The following is a 17,707-nucleotide window of genomic DNA, read 5'->3' as shown; positions in this document are numbered from 1 at the left end:
ACATGGCGAAGCGTTCGCAATACAGCCGATCGTATCGGTTACGATAGTTACATGAAGGTTAGAACGTGGGTGGTGCTCTGTGTGCTCGCGCTGGTCGCGGCGACCGGTGTGTGGATCGTCGTGCAGAACGACTTCGCCGTGCGCGAGGTGGAGGTGAGCATTCCGGGGCCGAGGCAGCCGCTGAAGGCGGTGCTCGCGCTGCCGGAGGAGGGAAAGGGGCCGTACGGGCTGGTCGTCTTCGCGCACGGGGACGGCGAGGCGGACGCGAGCCGGGACGGGTTCTACCGCCCGCTCTGGGAGGCGTTCGCGCGTGCCGGGTACGCGTCGCTGTCCTGGAACAAGCCGGGCGTCGGCGGCGCGCCGGGCAACTGGCTCGACCAGAGCATGGACGATCGCGGCGCCGAGGTGGAGGCCGCGCTGGACTGGGCGAAGAAGCGGCCGGAGATCGACCCGGGGCGGCTCGGGCTCTGGGGCATCAGCCAGGGCGGCTGGGTGCTGCCGAAGGTCGCCGGTGACCGTACCGACGTGCGCTTCATGATCCTCGTGGGTCCGGCGGTGAACTGGCTGCGGCAGGGCGAGTACAACCTGCGGGCGGAACTGCGCGGCCAGAGCACGCTCGACGCCGAGCTCAAGCGGCGCGCCGCCCAGATCCGCCTGCTGGAGGCCGGCGTGGGTTACGACCGCTACCTCGCCTCCGGGCTGGACGACCCGCCGATGAGCAAGGACCGCTGGCGGTTCGTGCTGCGCAACTTCCGCGCCGACGTGACCGATCAGCTTCCCGGGATACGCGTCCCCACCTATGTCCTGCTCGGCGACCACGACCGCAACGTCGACGTCAAGGAGACCGAGGCCGCCTACCGCGCGGGCGTCCCCCGCGACCTGCTCACCGTCGAGGTCCTGCGCGGCGGCTCCCACAGCGCGGCCAAGCACGAACTGGACAATCCCGACAGCATCTGGGGTGCGGTCACGGCCGTCGCCGCGCCGCGGTCCCTGTACGTCCCCGGATATCTCGCCGCGCTCACGGCGTTCGTGAACAAGCATGGACACTGACCACCGACACACGGAGGGACCACCATGATCTTCAGGACACTCGTGCCGGCGTTAGGCCTTCTCGTGGGCGGGCTGACCGTGCCCGCCTCGGCCCAGGTGCCGCTCACGATCGCGCTGGACAAGGCGTTCGCCAAGGCGGCGGCGAGCGTCGGTGATCCCGGCGCCCAGGCGGTCGCGATGCGCGACGGGAAGGTGATCTGGTCGGCGAAGTCCGGCCGGGCGATCAACGAACCGTCCGCTCCGGTCACCGGCTCGACCATGTTCAGCCTGGGCAGCTTCGGCAAGACCATCCTGGCCGCGTACGCCCTGCGCCTGACCGAGAAGAAGGTCCTGGCGCTGGACACCCCGATCTCCGCCTATGTCGGGAAAAAGGTGGCGGGTTCGAACGTCGTCACGCTCCGGATGCTGCTCACGCACACCGCCGGCTATCCGGACATGTACGCCGATCCCAAGACCGCTCCCCTGTTCGAGGGCGGCAGGAAGTACGACCCGAACCGGCCCTACACCTTCGCCATGCTCGCGCCGGGCATCCGCAAGCCGGTCAACCCCGGCAAGCGGCACGAGTACTCCAACACCGGGTTCATCGTCCTGGCCCACGTGCTGAGCAAGGCCTCCGGCGGCGGCGAAGCCCTCGAACGCGACCTGCGGCGCTTCCTGCGCGGGGCGGGCACCAGCGGCGACTCCCTCACCGCCGAGCGCTCGGGGCGCGCTTTGTCCCGCTTCGCCCACGGCTACACCGTCGGCGACGGCGGCGCGCTGACCGACTTCTTCACCGCCCACGGCGCCAAGGGCATCCCCACCGACCTGTACGGCCTGCCGTTCGGCGACGGGATGTTCGCCGGCACCGCGACCGGCGGCGCCCGCTTCCTCGACGCCCTGTTCGCCGACGAGCGGCTCCTGCGTCCCGCCACCGTCAAGACGATGACCACACCGTCACCCCAGTCGCAGGCCGCCGACGGCACCTACGGCATGGCCACCGAACGCACGAAGGTCGGCCGGCGCACCTGGCAGGGGCACGCGGGCGCGTACGGCGGATTCACCTCGATGGGCGCCACCGACCGCACCCGCGGCGTGACGCTGATGGTCGTGACCAACCGGATGGCCGCCTCGGACGTGGCCGGCACGATCTGGACGAAGCTCGCCCAGGCCTACGCCTCCGCCACCCCCTGACGCCACCGGCGATGGCTTCTGGCAGCATCGGCGGGGTGACGTCCGGGGACGAAGCGGCGCCGTACTTCGCCGTCCACGAGGGGTACGCGCTGTACCGGGGCCCGGTGTCCGACAGCGCCGCGCATCGCCACGCCGCCTTCCAGATCGCCATCGCCGTCGAGGGGGAGGTGTCCATGCTGGACGCCGCCCGGACCCGCCACCGTGCCGCGGCGCTGGTCGTGCCGCCGATGGTGGGGCACCGGATCCTCGCGGTGGAGAACCTGCTCACGTTCTTCGTCGAGCCGCACTGCGCGTTCGCCGACCGGCTGCGGGCGCGCGGCGGCACCGGGATCACCGCCGCCGCCGACCTGCGCGGCCTGCGCGAGCAGGACGTACGCGGCGGCGGCGCGCACCCGTCCGGCAAGCTCGACCCCCGCCTGGTGGCGGCGATGCGCGCCCTGTCCGACCACGGCATGACACCCGCCACGGCCGTGATCCCGGCCGCGGCCGGCCGGGACGAAGGAACACGCAACCCGGGCGCGAGGCCGGTCGCGGGCGGATGGGACGGATGGCCGGGCGCCCCGGGCGCGCTGCCGGTGGCGGCCGGTCCGGAGGGAGGGGCGTGTGTTCCCGGCTCCATGCCCGCGCTGGCCGCCGAGGTCGGGCTGTCGCCGCAGCGGCTGCGGGCGCTGGCGCGACGGGAGCTGGGCATGCCACTGTCACGCTGGCGGATCTGGGTGCGCCTGCGCCGGGCGGCCGAGGCGATGCGGGCCGGGCAGTCGCCGGCCGACGCGGCGATCACGGGCGGCTTCGCCGACCAGGCGCATTTCACCCGGCGGCTGCGCGAGATGATGGGGCTCACCCCGGCCGCCGTGGCGCCCCTGCTGCGCCGCTCAGCCGCGGCGGGCGACGTACACGGAGATGGAGCCCGTGATCGTTGAGACCACCTCGGCCTCGCGCACGGCGCAGAACCCGGCTTCGGTCATGAGCGCGGGCAGGATGCCGTCGGCGTTGGGCTGGGTGTCGGCCCGGCCGTCGGCGAGCTGGACGATCCGGAAGGCCGTGCGCATCAGCGCCGTGCGCTGCAGCCCGTAGTCGGCGATGACCAGCCGCCCGCCCGGCCTCAGCACCGCGAACATCGACGCGAGTACGGCCTGCTTCATCGCGACCGGGCACTGGTGCAGCACGAGGCTGGAGACGGCCGTGCTCGCCGAGCCCGCTTCGACGATCTCGGTGAGCGCGTCGCCCATGCCGGTGCGCCATTCCGGTTCTGCGCCCGCGGCGGCGGCCTTGCGGCGGGCCAGCGCCAGCACGTCCGGGTCGGGGTCGACGCCGATGACGCGGGCCCGCGGCTCGACCCGGTTCAGCAGCAGTGCCAGTGACCCGGTGCCGCAGCCCACGTCGACGATCACGTCACCGGGCCGCGGCGCGGCGTGCATCGCGAGCAGGCCGCGCCACAGGCGTTCGCGCGTCAGCGCGGCGACGGCGTCGTAGAGCCGGGTGGGGGCCAAGCGGCCCAAGGCGGGAGTGAAGGCTGGTCCGGTCATGCCGGGCAGTCTTCATCCCGCGTCAGGCCCCGGTCTTGAACGAACCGCTCACCTGCCGGCGAAGGCCAGCAGCGCCTTGTTGACCTCGGCGGCGTGCGTCCACAGCAGGCCGTGCGGTGCGCCCTCGACCTCGACGTACTCCGCCTCGGGGAACGCCTGGTGGAAGGGGCGCCCGGTGGCGTCGATCGGCAGGATGTTGTCCTTGGTCCCGTGCAGGATCAGCGACGGCTTGCCGGCCGCGCGTACCGCCTCGACGTCCTTGCGGAAGTCCTCGATCCAGGCCGGGACCACCGCGTAGGCGGCGACCGGGGCGGAGGTGGTGGCGGTGTTCCAGTTCGCGGTGACGGCCTCCTGGCTGATCCGGGTGCCGAGGTTCTCGTCGAGGTTGTAGAAGTCCTTGTAGAACTGGGTGAACCAGGCGTAGCGGTCGGCTCGGGCCGCGGCGGCGATGCCGTCGAAGACCTTCTGGGGCACGCCGGTGGGGTTGTCGTCGGCCGCCACGAGGAACGGCTCCAGCGACGCCAGGAACGCGAGCTTGGCGACGCGCTCGTGGCCGTGGTTCTTGACGTAGCGGGCGAGTTCGCCGGTGCCCATGGAGAAGCCGACGAGGATGACCTCGCGCAGGTCGAGGGTCTCCAGCAGCGTGTTCAGGTCGGCGGCGAAGGTGTCGTAGTCGTAGCCGCCGCCCACCTTGCTGGACTGGCCGAAGCCGCGGCGGTCGTAGGTGATGACCCGGTAGCCGGCGGCGAGGAGTTCGCGGGTCTGGAGCTCCCAGCTGTGGCCGTTCAGCGGGTAGCCGTGGATGAGCACGACCGGCTGACCCGCTCCCTGGTCCTCGTAGTAGAGCTCGATGGCGGTGCTGTTTTCCGTTCCGACCTTGATGTGGCCCATGAGATCTTTCCTCCCCTTCGGCGGAGAACGATCGTTCTCCTCTTCTGTGGACTACAGTAGAGAACGTACGTTCTCTGCGCAACCCGGGAGCTCTCATGAACAACGAGGAGGCGGCGCGTGCCCGCGTCGTGTCCACCGCAGACGGGCTGTTCTACGCCCAGGGAGTCCAGGCCGTCGGCATGGACGCGGTCCGTACCGCGTCGGGCGTGTCGCTGAAGCGCATCTACGCGCTCTACCCCTCCAAGGACGACCTGGTCCTGGCCGTGCTCCGGCACCGGACGGAGCAGTGGAACACCGGCCTGGCCAAGGCCGTCGCGGCGGCCGCGACGCCGCGCGACAAGGTGCTGGCCGTCTTCGACTTCCTGGCCGAGTGGTTTCGCGAGGACGACTTCCGCGGCTGCGCCTTCATCAACTTCTTCGGCGAACTGGGCGGCGGCAACACCAAGGTCGCGGCGGCCGTACGCGAGCAGAAGACGTCCTTCCAGCGCCACGTCGCCGGCCTGGTGCGCGACGCGGGCGGCCCCGACCACCTCGCCCCGCAGCTGGCCCTGCTCGCCGAGGGCGCCCAGGCCACGGCGGCGATCACCCGCGACCCCGGCACGGCGGCGCACGCCCGCGCCGCGGCCGAGACCCTCATCCGGTGCGCCATCGGGTAAGGACTACTCCGTCCGGAACGCCGGGAGCAACGCCCCGGCAACCGACTCGGCCGAAGGCAGCAGGCCGGCGGCCAGATCCCCCAGCAGGTACCGGTGCAGCGCCCGCTGATGCCCGGCCCCGATCAACAGCAGCGCGCCCGCCACCGGGTCCAGTGACGCGCGCATCCGCCCGGCCCGCTGCTCGGCCCGCAGCAGCTCGGCGACCGGCTTCAGCGCGAGATGCGGGCCCACCTCGGCCTCGCGTTCGACCAGCAGCTCGCGGAGCTGGCGGTCGGACTGCAGCGCGCCCAGAATCGGCATGATCCGCAGGTAGAACCGCTCCAGACCGCCGATGACCGCGGCCAGATCGGCCGTCAGGTCGCCGCTGCGGTCAGGGCGGCCGAGCACCACCGTGGCGTCGGCGAAGACCGGCAGGTGCAGGTTGATGACGGCCTGCAGCAGGCCGAGGCGGTTACCGAAGTGGTAGAAGACGCTCGACTCCACGACACCCGCCCGGCGGGCGATCTCCTTGGTCGACAGCGCCAGGCCCGCCTCGCCGAGAACCTGCTCCGTCGCCTTCAGCACCGCCTCGCGCACGCCGGTGGACGGCCGGCCGCGCCTGGATTCCGCCATCGTTTCACTCCCGATTTATTGAGTAATCGCTCAGGAAAGAGTAGCTTTATTGAGTAATCACTCAGAAATCCGACAGGAGACCTCGTGAGCATTGAAGCGCGCAAGGACACCGTCAGACGTCTGTACAAAGCCCTTGAGCTCGGCGACGTCGACATCGCCGACGAACTGTTCACCCCCGACTTCATCACCACCGAAGGCGAGCACCAGCACATCGTCGGGCCCCGGGGCTTCAAGGAGGCCATCCGCGAGGTGCACGCCACGCACGCCGGGCCCAGGTTCGAGATCCTCGACATCCTCGGCGAGGGCGACCAGGTCGCCGTGCGCTGGCGCATGACCGCGACCCACAGCGGCGAACTGCTCGGCGTCCCCCCGACCGGCCGGGAGGTGTCCATGGAGGCGTTCGCGCTCTTCCGCTTCACCGGCGAGCGCATCAGCGAACGCCACGCCGTCATCGACCGGCTCGGGCTGCTCAATCAGTTGCGCGCCGCCTGAGACCGAACCTGTCCGGCGGCAGCCGCGTATCCGGTCATGAGTGCTCCCGAAGGGATCGACCATGACAGGCTCCCGCACCACGCGAACCGCGATCGCCGCCCTGTGCCTGGCCGCCCTGGCCTGCGGCTGCGGCCAGGCAGCGGGGGCGCCCATCGCCTCCGGCGCCGGATACAACCCCGCCGACCTGGCCTTCTCCCAGCAGATGATCCCCCACCACCTGCAGACCATCCAGGTGGCGCAACTGGCCGAGAAGAAGTCCGGCGACACCTACGTCCGGCGGGTCGCGCGTGAGCTGATCAAGAAGGAGCGCGCCGACATCGAGCTCATGTCCTCCTGGCTGCGCTCCTGGGGTACGGCGGTGCCCTCCGCCCCGCCGCCCGCCGGCCACGCCATGCCCGGCATGCTCTCCCCCGTCCAGATCACCGAGCTGAAGCGCCGCAGCGGCGCCGAGTTCGACACGCTGTGGGCGTCGTTGCTGGCCACGCACCTGGGCAGCGGGGTGCGGATGGCCGAGACCGTGGCCGCGCGAGGCGAGCACGTGCCCACGACCGCGCTGGCCCGCTCCCTGATCCCCGACCAGCGCGCCCTGATCGCCGAACTCGGGCAACGCGCCGGTCAGGGCTGATCGGCGCCGCGGCGGTGCGCCCGCAGCGGCAGCCGGGCGCCGCCGGGTCATCCCGGCGTGGCAGCGCCCGGGGCGGCCGGCTGTGCCGCCGGGTGTAGCCGCGCGCGCATCGTGCGGCCGATGCGCGGCACACCGCCGCCCGCGACAGTGAACATATGAGTCTTGACGTCGCACTCCTGGGTCCGATGGAGGTACGGCTGGGCCCCACCCCGATCAGGCTGACCACCGGCCGGCTGCGGACATTGCTGGCCACGCTGGCGGTGTCGGCCGGTGACACCGTCACCTTCGAGCGCCTGGCCCTGGCGTTATGGGGCGAGGAACTGCCGGCCAACGCGCGCCGCAGCGTGCAGACCTACGTCGCCCGGCTGCGCCGCGTCGTGGGCCGGGCGGCGATCCGCACGATGCCCGACGGCTACCGGCTGCAGGCCGACCCCGAGCGGGTCGACGTGCTGCGCTTTCGCCGGCTGCTGGCCGACGCGGCACGTTCGCGCGGCACGGCCGCCGAGCCGGCGCTGGTGGAGGAGGCGAACCGGCTGTGGCGGGGCCCGCCGTTCGAGGGCATCGACTCGGACTGGCTGAGCGCGAGCCAGACCCCGTACCTGCAGGAGCTGTATCTGAGCGCGGTGGAGCGGCGGATCGACCTGCGCCTGGCCGGGGGGCGGCACGGCGAGCTGGTCGCGGAACTGCTCGACCTGGCCTCCCGGCATCCGCTGCGGGAGTCGCTGTGGGAGCGGCTGCTGGTCGTGCTCGATCGGTGCGGACGGCAGGCGGAGGCGCTGGCCCAGTACGAGCGGCTGCGGCGGCGCCTGGCCGAGGAGCTGGGCACCGATCCGGGCGCCGAGCTGCGCCGGCTCCACGCCAGGCTGCTGCACGACGATCCGCTCGGGCCGGCGCGGGGGCAGCAGGCGGTGGGGGTGTTCGCGGGCCGTACCACGACCCTGGACAGGACGGGCCGGCTGGTGGAGGACGAGGACGGGCAGGTGGCGGGGGTTTTAGTCCTGTCGGGGGCGGACGGCGGGGGCCGGACGTTCCTGGCTCTGGTCTGGTCGCCCGCCTGAGGGCGCGGTCAGCAGGCGCAGCGCCGTCGCGAACAGTTCCGGCGGGCAGTGCCCGGGGGCCAGGAGCGTGAGCAGCCGCATCCCGATGTCGAGAGATTTCAGGACGGCGTCCGCCTGCTCGTACGGCAGTTCGCCCAGCCCGCTGCCCGCCGGCGCCAGCGGATGGCGGCCCGGAGCGCCGGGCGGGAACAGCAGGGCGACGAGCTCCGCGCGCACCTCGGGATGACGCGTGGCATGGATCATGAGCTCGACGGTCATCTGCGCGAACGTGTCCTGCTCGCCCCCGCGGGCCCGCTCGGCCCAGTAGCGCCCGTACTCCTCCCCCAGCTCGCCGGCGTCCCGCCCGGAGTGGAGCAGGTGTTCGGCCTGCGCCCGCGCCTCCAGCCCCAGGCGGTGGCGCATGACCGCCAGCAGCAGATCCTCCTTGCCGTCGAAGTTGGAGTAGACGGCGCCCTTGGTCAGACCGGCCGCGGCGGCGACCTCGTCGAGGGAACTGCCCTGGATGCCGCGGTCCGCGAACACCTTCTCCGCGGCCTCCAGCAGCCTGAGCCGGTTGCGCTCGCGCTGCTCCTGCCGGGTGAGCCGATCTGTCACCGCACCGATCCCTTCCCCGCTGTTGACATTCTCAAGAGTATACGAATACTGATCGGTATCCAGATACTCACCGGTATTTGAAGGATGTCATGACCACTCGCCGTACCCTCCTGAAGTCCGCCGTCGTCGCCGGCCTGGCGGCGGCCGCCACACCGAAGACCCTCGACAGGGCGGACGAGCTGTTCGCCTCGGGCGAGTTCGCCGCCGCCGGAGCGCTCTACCGCAAGGTCCTCGGCGGCGACCCCGACCACGTGCACGCGCTCGCCCGGCACGCCTACATCACGCTCATGACCGGCCGCCTGCCTCTGGCGAAACGCCTGCTCAAGCAGGTGCTGCGCCTCGACCCGGGAAACACGCGCGCGCTGGGCAACCTGGCCGACGCGCTGTGGCGCGCCGACCAGTTCGCGGAACTGGCCGCGCTGCTGCCCTCGGTGACCAAGGACGGCCCCACCGCGACCGCGGCACAGTTGCGGAGCTTCGCGGGGCTGCGGCCGTACACGATCTCCGGTCCCGCGACGGTCAGGGTGCCGTTCGCGGCGGCCGACCCGCTGCCCATGATCGAGGTGTCAGTGAACGGCGCCGCGCCCGAACTGTTCTTCCTCGACACCGGCGCCCTGTTCGCCCTCAACCAGGACTACGCCGACCGCCTCGCCATCCCCACCTACGGCCACACCACCGGCCGGACCATGTACGGCGAGCACCAGGCCCACCAGGGCCGCGTCGACACCCTCGCCCTGCCCGGCGGCCTCACCATCGGCAACGTCCCGGTTCACACGATCCCCGACGCCATCCGGCTGACCGCGCCCGACGGCAGGCTCACCCAGGGCGCGATCGGCACGAGCGTCCTGGCGCGGTTCCTGCCCACCCTCGACTACCCCGGCCAGGCGCTCGTCCTGCGCCGGGACCGGCGCGCGGCCGTGCGCGCCCGGCACAGCGCGCCTCTGTGGTGGGTGGGCGACCACTACCTGCTCTCCCGCGGCACCGTCAACGACCTGGACCCGATGGTGTTCTTCGTCGACACCGGCGGCGGCGACATCGGGTTCACCGCGCCCCCCTCCACCTTCACCGCCGCCGGGATCGAGATCCCCGCGGGCGAGGGATTCCATCCGGTGACCGTGCGCGAGGTGACGCTCGGCTCGGCCACGGGCCGCGACGTGTCCGGCCTGACCGGCGCGTTCCCCCCGTGGTTCGAGCACGGCTTCGACTTCCGCATCGGCGGGCTGCCCACGCACCGGTTCTTCAAGCCGTACGCGATCACCTTCGATTTCCCGCGCGGCCGCATTCTCATGGAAGCGGATGTCCCCCCGGCGCCGGACCGTTCGTCGTCACAGGTACGGTGAGACGATCTGGAGGTCGCGATGCAATACGCCCTGGTGATCTATGCCGAGCCCGGCCTGGAGGAGACGGTGTCGGAGGCCGAGCGCGAGGCCATGTACGCCGAGTACTTCGCGCTGGGCGACGACCCGCGCGTCGTCGGCGGCGCCCAGCTGCAGGCGGTCGAGACGGCCACCACTGTACGCGTGTCGGAGGGCAAGACACTGATGACCGACGGCCCGTTCGCCGACACCAAGGAGGTGCTCGGCGGCTTCTGCCTGGTCGAGGCGGCCAACCTGGACGAGGCGGTCGAGATGGCGGCCCGGATTCCGGCCGCCAGGCTCGGCGGCGTGGTCGAGGTCAGGCCGGTGGTGCGGCGCTGACCGCGCTGGAGGCCGTCTTCCGTGACGAGTGGGGCCGGGTACTGGCCTCGCTGGTCGGCTACCTCGGCGACTTCGACCGGGCCGAGGACGCCGCCCAGGAGGCCTTCGCGATCGCCGCGCGGCGCTGGCCCACGTCGGGCGTACCGGCGAATCCGGGGGCGTGGCTGGTGACGACGGCGCGCAACCGGGCGATCGACCGGATCCGCAGGGACCGCACGCTGGCCGGGAAGATCCACCTGCTGCCGGTGCCGGAGGTCGTCATGGACGAGCTGGACGAGACGGTGATCAAGGACGAGCGGCTTGAGCTGATCTTCACCTGCTGCCATCCGGCGCTGCCGCCGGAGGCGCAGGTGGCGCTCACGCTGCGCACGCTCGGCGGACTGCGCACGGCCGAGATCGCGCGCGCCTTCCTCGTGCCCGAGGAGACCATGAAGCGGCGGCTGTCGCGCGCCAAGGCCAAGATCAAGGCGACCGGCATCCCGTTCGCCGTGCCTGGCGCCGGCCTGCTGACCGAGCGGCTCGGCGCCGTCCTGGCCGTCCTCTACCTGATCTTCAACGAGGGCTACAGCGGCCGCGTCGACCTGGGCGCCGAGGCGATCCGGCTGGGGCGGGTGCTGGCCGTACTCATGCCGGAGGAACCGGAGGCGCACGGCCTGCTGGCGCTGATGATGCTCCACCACGCGCGGCGGCGCGCCCGCTTCTCCGGCGACGACCTCGTCCTGCTCGACGACCAGGACCGCTCGCTGTGGGACACCGGCCAGATCGCGGCGGGGCGGACGGTGCTCGACCGGGCGCTCATGCTGGGCGGGCGCGGACCGTACGTGGTCCAGGCCGTGATCGCCTCGCTGCAGACCCACCGGCGCATCGACTGGGCGCAGGTCGCCGGCCTGTACGGGCGGCTGGCCGAGCTCACCGGCTCGCCGGTCGTCGAGCTCAACCGCGCCGTGGCGCTCGCCCAGGCCGGCGACCCCGCCGACGCGCTGCGCGCCGTCGAGCGCCTGAACCTGGACGACTACCTCTATTTCCACTCCACCCGCGGTGAGCTGCTGCGACGTCTCGGCCGCACCGCCGAGGCCAGGCAGGCGTACGGCCGCGCCCTCGGCCTGGCCACCTCGACCGCCGAGCGGCGTTTCCTGTCCGGGCGGCTCGAACAGCTCTGACCCGAGGCGTCCCCCCGGCACGGGCCCGTTCGTCGCCCGAGTGTGAACGACGACAACCCGAGGAGAAACCGCATGTCCAACACCGTCATCTTCGAGCGCCTGAACGACGCCGTCCACTCCCGCGACCTGGAGGTCATCGCCAAGACCGCCGGTGAGGTCGTCCATCCGCAGGCGCGCTTCCACACGCCCGTGCCGACCGACGCGAACGCGGCGCAGGTGATCACGAACGCGTGGACGATGCTGCTGCGCGCGTTCCCCGACATCCGGGTCACCGTCGAGGACGTGGTCGCCGACGGCGACAAGATCGTCTACCGCAACACCGTCACCGGGACCCACCTGGGCGAGTACCGGGGCGTCGCGCCCACCGGCAACGCGGTCACCTACCAGGAGATCTTCATCGTCCGCTTCGCCGACGGCCTGATCGCCGAGATCTGGGGGGTCACCGACGTGCACGCGCAGCTACGGCAGATCGGCGCCATCCCCGCCTGAGCCGCGATATCCGCCGACGGCCGGTGGCGGCCTGTCGCCCCCGCTCCGCGGGTCAGCCCTCGGCCGGGACGGGCGGGGGCTGATTCGGCCGGCCGCGGCGGCGGCCTTCGGCTCCGGCGGCGCGGCCGCTACACCGGCGTTAGCCCGCTACGCCCGCGTTATGGCTTTCGCCCTGGAGGGCAGGGCCACCGCGAAGGCGGCGGTGGCGATGGACATGGTGATGATCGGCGGGAGCAGGCGCGCGTAGGCGACGACCGCCAGGCAGGCCAGGCCGACACCGAAGTTGAACCACCTCAGCGGCCGGCTCGTGGCCAGCAGTCCGGCGGCGTTCCTGACGACGGCGAGGGTGATCACGCCGAAGGCGACGAACATGATCGACATCACCTGGCTCATGGCGTCGAACAGCAGCTCGAAGTTGGTCTGCAGGCCGAGGTCCGGCTCCGCGGCGCGCATAGCCCGGCGCGCGCCGGCCTCGCCGTCGAAGGGGATCGGCACAAGGGATCCCAGCAGGTGCACGGTCCCGGTGATGATCGCGGACCATGCCCCCACGGCTGTGGCGCGGGACGGGACGCGGGTGGGTGTGGTGTTCACCGGGTGCTCCTTGAGAGATCGCCGGTCCATCCGCGCGCGATGGAGCGGATCATCAGCGGGTAGACCACCTGGTGGCGGATCGGGGCGATGCCCGCCATGTAGGCCCGTCCGAACAGGCCGTGCGGTCTGACCAGGGTGGCGAACCGGCCTCGGTAGGCGCCGGAGCCGTCGCCGACCCAGCCCAGGTGCGCGATCGCGTCCACGCCGCCGGCGGTGGCGTGGGCGGCCCACTCGGTGCCGGTGATGTACAGGCAGGCGAAGGGGCCGAAGTCCGGCCCCGGCCGGTCGCGCAGGTCGCCGGGGATCGGCTCGCCGCGCCACGGCGCCCGGGCGCCGCCGCTGGGCGGGTTGAGGCCGAACGGCGCGCCGAGCCACAGGCGGATCGCCAGCAGGGCACGCACGATCGGATTGCCGGGGCCGGCGGTGAACTGTTCCACCAGCCGGGGGAAGTCATCCGCGCCGCCCGGGGTCGGCAGCGACCACACGTCCTCCACCCGGTAGTCAGGCGCGAGCGCGTGGATGCGCCACGGGCGCGAGGTGTGCTCGATGACGGGGAGCCTGCTGGACATGGCCCTGCCTCCTCCGAAAGGGTTATACAGTGGTGTATAACTCGAAGCTAGACCGGTTATACAGTCCTGCACAACCGATGCGGACGGTGAGGTGGGTCACATGATGGGCACATTGCGCACACCCCGCGAGAAATGGGTCGAACAGGGCCTGCGGGCGCTGGCCTCCGGCGGCGTGGACGCCGTGCGGGTGGACGTCCTGGCCAAGGCACTGGGAGTGACCAGAGGCGGTTTCTACGGCTACTTCGCCAGCCGCGGCGCCCTGCTGGCGGAGATGCTGGACACCTGGGAGCGGGAGGCCACGGACGACGTCCTCGACCGCATCGAGCAGGAGGGCGGCGAAATCACCGACAAGGCCCAGCTGGCCGGGCGGCTCACCTTCTCCGACCGCCTGCTCCCCATCGACCTGGCCGTGCGCGACTGGGCCCGCCGCGACCACGACGTCGCCGAGCGCCTGCGCCGCGTGGACAACAAGCGCATGCGGCTCCTGCGCGAGGCCATCGGCACCTTCTGCGCCGACCCCCGGGAAGTCGAGGCGCGCGCCCTGCTGGCCTTCTGCGCGGCCATCGGCAGCCACTTCCTGGCCGCCGACCACCCCGGCCAGACACGCGCCGAGGTCATCGCCCGCGCCGGCGACGTCATCCTCAACCGCTCACCGGCCGGCCCTTCGGCCTGAATCCGCGAACGGGAACGTGCACCGGACCACCCGAGCCCCGGCACACCCTACGGGCGAGCCGTAGCGGAGGTTGAGCGGCAACGCCGAAGCCACAGCCCGACCTGGCCGGAAGACGCCTGGCTTGGCGGCCGGCATCTCCAGGAATGCGGCTGATCAAGAACGGCGGGGCGCGGCGGCGGCCGGGCCGTACGACCTCACGCCGGCGGCGATCGCCGCCATGATCGCCGTCAGGGCGCAGAAGATGGTCGCCAGCCCCGCGGCGGTGCCGTTGACCTTGTCGAAACCGAAGAGGAACGTGAACTGAGTACCGAGGGGCGTGCCACGCAGGAGCGGCGCCAGCACGAGGTTCGCCACGACGTAAAGCACGCAGAGCCCGCACAATGTCCACACGCCGGGAATCCTGCGGGCGAACGTGAACGCCGCCGCGACCAGCAGGGCCCCGGCGCCGATGAGGCCGGCGACCACGTTCTGCACCACCAGCCTGGACCAGTCATCGTGCCTGATGCCGTAGAGGGCGTCGTTGAGCGCGAACCAGATGAGCATGCCGACGGCGATCAGCGCCAGAATGCCGGCGGCCACCGCCGCCACGGCATTCGCTCTCGGCTTGGGCGGCGCCCCCCAGGGGCTCGGCCCGCCACCCCACGGCGCGGGCCCGCCCGCCATCGGCGGCTGACCATACTGAGGAAACCCTGGCTGCGGTGGATTCGGCTGCATCCGCACTCCTCGCGCGTTTCGGCGACATGAACCAGCCGCCCGTCATGGTCCGCGTCATCGTAGCGAAAGGCGGGCCGCGCCCCGGCGGCCGGCAACGAGGTGATCAGATCCAGCCCGCCCCGCGCAGGACGTCCTCGGCGATGTCGGCAACGGAACGATCATCGGTCGTGACCACGAAGTCGGCGGCATCACTCCTGGCCAGCGTCTCGGCGAGTTCGACCGCCCGGCGCGACAACGCCTCCCGCGCCGCCCCGGCCTCCCGCCGCGCGACCCTGCTCCGCAACGTCGGCGCGCCGGCCGCGAGCCGGCACACCACGATCTCGGCATCCGGTACGGCGGCGCGGTAGCCGTCCAGCTCGGCGCGCGACTCCACCACCCGGGCCACGACCAGCCGCTCGACCCCGGCCGCCGCATAGTTCCGCCAGACGGCGGCCAGGTTGCGCAGGGCCATCCGGTCGTTGAAGGGGTCGCCGTCGCCGAACGGCCAGCACAGTCCGAGGTTGTCCAGGTCGACGACCGCGTGCGAGACGTCCCGGGCGAGCAACTGATCGAAGATCTCCCCCGCCACCGACGTCTTGCCCACACCCACCGGACCACTGATGATCAACACGGGAACGCTCATCCATCGATCATGCCCTGCGGCGGTACGTCCCAGTGACCAACCGCCTCACACCAGCAGGTCGCGACGGGCGAACCCGGCCCCGCCCACGACCACGAACACCACGGCGACCAGCGCGAACCCGACCGGAGCCACGAATCCCGACGAAACGGACGGATGAACGTAGCCGAACGGGGTGAGCAGGAACGCCGTGTCCCCGATCGTCCCGGCCTCCCACAGCGCCACACAACCACCCGACACCACCACCGCCGCCCAGCCGACCGGAACGGCAGCACGCGGGCGCAGCCCGTAGGCGGCGATCGTGACGCCCGCGATCGCCCAGGCGGCGGGCACGAAGACCAGGGCAGCGCCCACCTGGGCGAGGATCGGCGCCACACCGCCGGCGCCCAGCGCGTTCCCGGCACCGGTGCCGACACCCACGGCCAGCAACATCGCGACCGGCGCGGCCAGGGACAGCGCCGTGTGCCCGCCCAGCCAGCGCGTCCGCGTGGTGGGCGTGGCCAGCAGCGGCGCGGCACGGCCACGGCTCTCCTCCGTGTACAGCCGAAGCGCCCCGGCCACCGTCAGGCACGCCACCACCATGCAGAAGACATACGTGAAGATCGCCAGCAGCGTGTGCCCGGTCAACGTGGCCAGCTCGAACGAGGCCGACACCCAGCCCACGCCGGCGCCGGCCGTACCCAGAGCGAACGACCAGCCGGCCACCTGCCCGCCACGCAACCGCCACACAAGCGCGAGCGGGCTGCCCAGCCGCCCCCGCACCGGACCGGCGCCCCCCGCGCGGTCGCGCAGCACACCGGCGCCCAGATCCCGCCGCGCCGACAACGCGTAGACGGCCAGCATGAACACGGCCGCGAACCCCAGCGGAAGCAGCGGCACCCACCACCGCTCCGCACCGTAGGCACGGGCCAGGCTCGGCCACCCCGCCGGAAACATCCCGATCCAGCTCTCCGGCACCACGACACCCGGCACCAGCCCCGCCACCAGCACACCCACCGCCGCGCCACGCGCGGCCGGCGCGCTCTGCCATACCTGCGCCGCCAGCAGCCCGCAGGCGGCGAACGCCACACCGCCCGCCCCCACCGTCAGCGCGAACAACACCGTGCCGCCGGGCGGATAGCCGAACCCGAAGGTCAGCGCGACCGTCAGCAACGCGGCGACAACGAGGTTGACCACGGCGGCCACGACCGTGACGGCCGTGACGACGGCATGCCGGCCCACCGGACGGGCCGCCACCAGCTCCCCACGGCCCGAATCCTCCTCGGCCCGCGTGTGCCGGACCGCGAACAGCAGCCCGCCCAGCCCCGTGATCAGCAGGCTCTGCACACCCGACCGCCAGGCGACCAGGGACTCGATCGAGGTGCCGTGAACGGGCCCCAGCAGCGCCCTGCTGATCGGATTGGCAACGCTCATCTCCGCGAAGGCCACCCTCGTCTCCTCGCTGGGCAGCAACACCGCCAGCGAGTACGCGTTGAACAACGGCAGCGCGACCGCCACCCCGATCCACAACGCGATCAGACCGCGGTCGCGCCGGGCGATGAACCGCACGAGGACCCAGGCCCCGGCCCTCACCGCGCCGCCGCCTCGGACTGCTGCCGGTAGTGCCGCAGGAACAGCTCCTCCAGCGTCGCGGGCCGCGCCGTCACGTCCACCAGCCCGAACGCGGCCAGACGCACCAGCGCCTGCCCCGCCTGCCCGCTGTCCACGCGGAAGCGCACCAGCGTGCCCCCGTCGACCTCCAGGTCGTGGACACCCTCCAGCCGCTCCAGGGGCCGTTCCAGCCGGGCGGTGACCGACGTCCACGTGAAGTGCCGCAGCTCGGCCAGGGTGCCCGACTCCACGAGGCGCCCTTGCCTGACGATGCTCACCCGATCACACAGCGCCTCGACCTCGGCCAGGATGTGGCTGGACAGCAAGATCGTGGCCCCCTCCTCGCGCCGCCGCACCAGGCACCGGCGGAACTCGGCCTCCATCAGCGGGTCGAGCCCCGACGTGGGCTCATCCAGCACCAGCAGCTCGACGCGCGCCGCCAGCGCGGCGATCAGCGCGACCTTCTGCCGGTTGCCCTTGGAGTAGCCCCGGACCTTCTTGCCCGGATCCAGCGCGAACCGCTCGACCAGCTCGGCCCGGCGGCCCTCGTCGATCCGCCCGTGCAGCCGTCCCAGCAGGTCGATCGTCTCGCCGCCGGTCAGCTCCTCCCACAGGACGACGTCGCCGGGCACGTACGCCAGGCGCCGGTGCAGGCGTACGGCGTCGCGCCACGGATGCCCGTCCAGCAGCCTGACCTGTCCGGCGTCGGCCCGCAGCATGCCCAGCAGTACCCGCAACGTGGTCGTCTTCCCCGCTCCGTTGGGACCGAGGAAGCCGTGGATCTCCCCCGCCTCCACCCGCAGGTCGAGCCCGTCCAGCGCCCTGACCCGCCCGTACGACTTGACGAGCCCCGAGACCGAGATCGCAGCGTCCATGCCCGGCACGCTACGTCAAAACTTGCAGACCTGTAAATATGCAGTCGATGTAATAT

At 72.0% G+C, this 17,707-nt stretch carries 22 protein-coding genes; 12 read left to right on the top strand and 10 right to left on the bottom strand.

What is annotated here, in order from left to right; all coding sequences use genetic code 11:
- Positions 1–51 precede the first annotated feature (51 nt).
- The 3 genes from ACFWYW_RS21825 to ACFWYW_RS21815 are packed head-to-tail and all read left to right on the top strand — an operon-like array spanning position 52 to position 3,140.
- Positions 52–1,050, top strand: coding sequence for an alpha/beta hydrolase family protein (locus ACFWYW_RS21825; RefSeq protein ID WP_379621112.1), 999 nt, complete (start codon positions 52–54; stop codon positions 1,048–1,050).
- Between the two features lie 24 nt (positions 1,051–1,074).
- Positions 1,075–2,220 carry a serine hydrolase domain-containing protein gene (locus ACFWYW_RS21820; RefSeq protein WP_379621110.1) on the top strand — a complete coding sequence of 382 codons (1,146 nt, stop codon included), beginning with the start codon at positions 1,075–1,077 and terminating at the stop codon, positions 2,218–2,220.
- 35 nt (positions 2,221–2,255) lie between these two features.
- Positions 2,256–3,140 carry a helix-turn-helix transcriptional regulator gene (locus ACFWYW_RS21815; RefSeq protein WP_379641040.1) on the top strand — a complete coding sequence of 295 codons (885 nt, stop codon included), beginning with the start codon at positions 2,256–2,258 and terminating at the stop codon, positions 3,138–3,140.
- Here ACFWYW_RS21815 and ACFWYW_RS21810 read toward each other — a convergent pair.
- Together ACFWYW_RS21810 and ACFWYW_RS21805 are read right to left on the bottom strand one after the other, a co-directional pair.
- Positions 3,093–3,746 carry a class I SAM-dependent methyltransferase gene (locus ACFWYW_RS21810; protein WP_379621106.1) on the bottom strand — a complete coding sequence of 218 codons (654 nt, stop codon included), beginning with the start codon at positions 3,744–3,746 and terminating at the stop codon, positions 3,093–3,095. The genes ACFWYW_RS21815 and ACFWYW_RS21810 overlap by 48 nt on opposite strands.
- A gap of 48 nt (positions 3,747–3,794) precedes the next feature.
- Positions 3,795–4,637 carry an alpha/beta fold hydrolase gene (locus ACFWYW_RS21805; protein WP_379621104.1) on the bottom strand — a complete coding sequence of 281 codons (843 nt, stop codon included), beginning with the start codon at positions 4,635–4,637 and terminating at the stop codon, positions 3,795–3,797.
- A gap of 95 nt (positions 4,638–4,732) precedes the next feature.
- On the opposite strand from ACFWYW_RS21805, the gene ACFWYW_RS21800 reads away from it, so the two are divergent.
- On the top strand, positions 4,733–5,293 hold the full coding sequence (locus ACFWYW_RS21800; protein ID WP_379621102.1) for a TetR/AcrR family transcriptional regulator: 561 nt from the start codon (positions 4,733–4,735) through the stop codon (positions 5,291–5,293).
- Between the two features lie 3 nt (positions 5,294–5,296).
- Here the strand turns inward: ACFWYW_RS21800 and ACFWYW_RS21795 are convergent, their stop codons facing one another.
- Entirely contained in the window at positions 5,297–5,905 is a 609-nt protein-coding gene (locus ACFWYW_RS21795) for a TetR/AcrR family transcriptional regulator (RefSeq protein ID WP_379621100.1), read from the bottom strand.
- An 84-nt stretch (positions 5,906–5,989) separates the two neighbouring features.
- Here ACFWYW_RS21795 and ACFWYW_RS21790 point away from each other — a divergent pair, with 84 nt between their 5' ends.
- The 3 genes from ACFWYW_RS21790 to ACFWYW_RS21780 all read left to right on the top strand — a co-directional run bounded on the left by ACFWYW_RS21790 (position 5,990) and on the right by ACFWYW_RS21780 (position 8,080).
- Positions 5,990–6,397, top strand: coding sequence for an ester cyclase (locus tag ACFWYW_RS21790; protein WP_379621098.1), 408 nt, complete (start codon positions 5,990–5,992; stop codon positions 6,395–6,397).
- Between the two features lie 61 nt (positions 6,398–6,458).
- Positions 6,459–7,022 (top strand): DUF305 domain-containing protein, encoded by a 564-nt coding sequence (locus tag ACFWYW_RS21785; protein WP_379621096.1) that lies wholly within the window; start codon positions 6,459–6,461, stop codon positions 7,020–7,022.
- Positions 7,023–7,177: 155 nt separating this feature from the next.
- Complete coding sequence (locus ACFWYW_RS21780; protein WP_379621094.1) at positions 7,178–8,080, top strand: BTAD domain-containing putative transcriptional regulator; 903 nt, start codon at positions 7,178–7,180, stop codon at positions 8,078–8,080.
- Here the strand turns inward: ACFWYW_RS21780 and ACFWYW_RS21775 are convergent.
- Positions 8,015–8,674 carry a TetR family transcriptional regulator gene (locus ACFWYW_RS21775; protein WP_379621092.1) on the bottom strand — a complete coding sequence of 220 codons (660 nt, stop codon included), beginning with the start codon at positions 8,672–8,674 and terminating at the stop codon, positions 8,015–8,017. The genes ACFWYW_RS21780 and ACFWYW_RS21775 overlap by 66 nt on opposite strands.
- 89 nt (positions 8,675–8,763) lie before the next feature.
- On the opposite strand from ACFWYW_RS21775, the gene ACFWYW_RS21770 reads away from it, so the two are divergent.
- From ACFWYW_RS21770 to ACFWYW_RS21755, 4 genes are all read left to right on the top strand, one after another.
- On the top strand, positions 8,764–10,014 hold the full coding sequence (locus ACFWYW_RS21770) for an aspartyl protease family protein (protein WP_379621090.1): 1,251 nt from the start codon (positions 8,764–8,766) through the stop codon (positions 10,012–10,014).
- A gap of 18 nt (positions 10,015–10,032) precedes the next feature.
- Positions 10,033–10,371, top strand: coding sequence for a YciI family protein (locus ACFWYW_RS21765; protein ID WP_379621190.1), 339 nt, complete (start codon positions 10,033–10,035; stop codon positions 10,369–10,371).
- Entirely contained in the window at positions 10,263–11,531 is a 1,269-nt protein-coding gene (locus tag ACFWYW_RS21760; protein WP_379621188.1) for an RNA polymerase sigma factor, read from the top strand. Before ACFWYW_RS21765 ends, ACFWYW_RS21760 begins: the two co-directional genes overlap by 109 nt.
- A 72-nt stretch (positions 11,532–11,603) precedes the next feature.
- Complete coding sequence (locus tag ACFWYW_RS21755; RefSeq protein ID WP_379621088.1) at positions 11,604–12,020, top strand: ester cyclase; 417 nt, start codon at positions 11,604–11,606, stop codon at positions 12,018–12,020.
- A gap of 147 nt (positions 12,021–12,167) precedes the next feature.
- Here the strand turns inward: ACFWYW_RS21755 and ACFWYW_RS21750 are convergent, their stop codons facing one another.
- Positions 12,168–12,611, bottom strand: a complete 444-nt coding sequence (locus ACFWYW_RS21750; protein WP_379621086.1) for a hypothetical protein — start codon at positions 12,609–12,611, stop codon at positions 12,168–12,170.
- Positions 12,608–13,180 (bottom strand): DUF2867 domain-containing protein, encoded by a 573-nt coding sequence (locus tag ACFWYW_RS21745; RefSeq protein WP_379621084.1) that lies wholly within the window; start codon positions 13,178–13,180, stop codon positions 12,608–12,610. Before ACFWYW_RS21745 ends, ACFWYW_RS21750 begins: the two co-directional genes overlap by 4 nt.
- Before the next feature lie 100 nt (positions 13,181–13,280).
- Here ACFWYW_RS21745 and ACFWYW_RS21740 point away from each other — a divergent pair, with 100 nt between their 5' ends.
- Entirely contained in the window at positions 13,281–13,853 is a 573-nt protein-coding gene (locus ACFWYW_RS21740; RefSeq protein WP_379621082.1) for a TetR/AcrR family transcriptional regulator, read from the top strand.
- A gap of 153 nt (positions 13,854–14,006) precedes the next feature.
- Here the strand turns inward: ACFWYW_RS21740 and ACFWYW_RS21735 are convergent, their stop codons facing one another.
- The 4 genes from ACFWYW_RS21735 to ACFWYW_RS21720 all read right to left on the bottom strand — a co-directional run bounded on the left by ACFWYW_RS21735 (position 14,007) and on the right by ACFWYW_RS21720 (position 17,651).
- Complete coding sequence (locus ACFWYW_RS21735) at positions 14,007–14,432, bottom strand: hypothetical protein (protein ID WP_379621080.1); 426 nt, start codon at positions 14,430–14,432, stop codon at positions 14,007–14,009.
- A gap of 238 nt (positions 14,433–14,670) precedes the next feature.
- Positions 14,671–15,189 carry a hypothetical protein gene (locus ACFWYW_RS21730; RefSeq protein ID WP_379621078.1) on the bottom strand — a complete coding sequence of 173 codons (519 nt, stop codon included), beginning with the start codon at positions 15,187–15,189 and terminating at the stop codon, positions 14,671–14,673.
- A 45-nt stretch (positions 15,190–15,234) separates the two neighbouring features.
- On the bottom strand, positions 15,235–16,758 hold the full coding sequence (locus tag ACFWYW_RS21725; RefSeq protein ID WP_379621076.1) for a hypothetical protein: 1,524 nt from the start codon (positions 16,756–16,758) through the stop codon (positions 15,235–15,237).
- Positions 16,755–17,651: an ABC transporter ATP-binding protein gene (locus tag ACFWYW_RS21720; RefSeq protein ID WP_379621074.1), complete on the bottom strand. Its 897-nt coding sequence runs from the start codon at positions 17,649–17,651 to the stop codon at positions 16,755–16,757. The genes ACFWYW_RS21725 and ACFWYW_RS21720 overlap by 4 nt, the downstream gene beginning before the upstream one ends.
- Positions 17,652–17,707: the final 56 nt, after the last annotated feature.

It is taken from the genome of Nonomuraea sp. NPDC059023, from assembly GCF_042740095.1.
Taxonomy (GTDB): domain Bacteria; phylum Actinomycetota; class Actinomycetes; order Streptosporangiales; family Streptosporangiaceae; genus Nonomuraea.
Note: the sequence above shows the minus strand (reverse complement) of the source record. Positions and strands in the feature narration are given on the sequence as shown.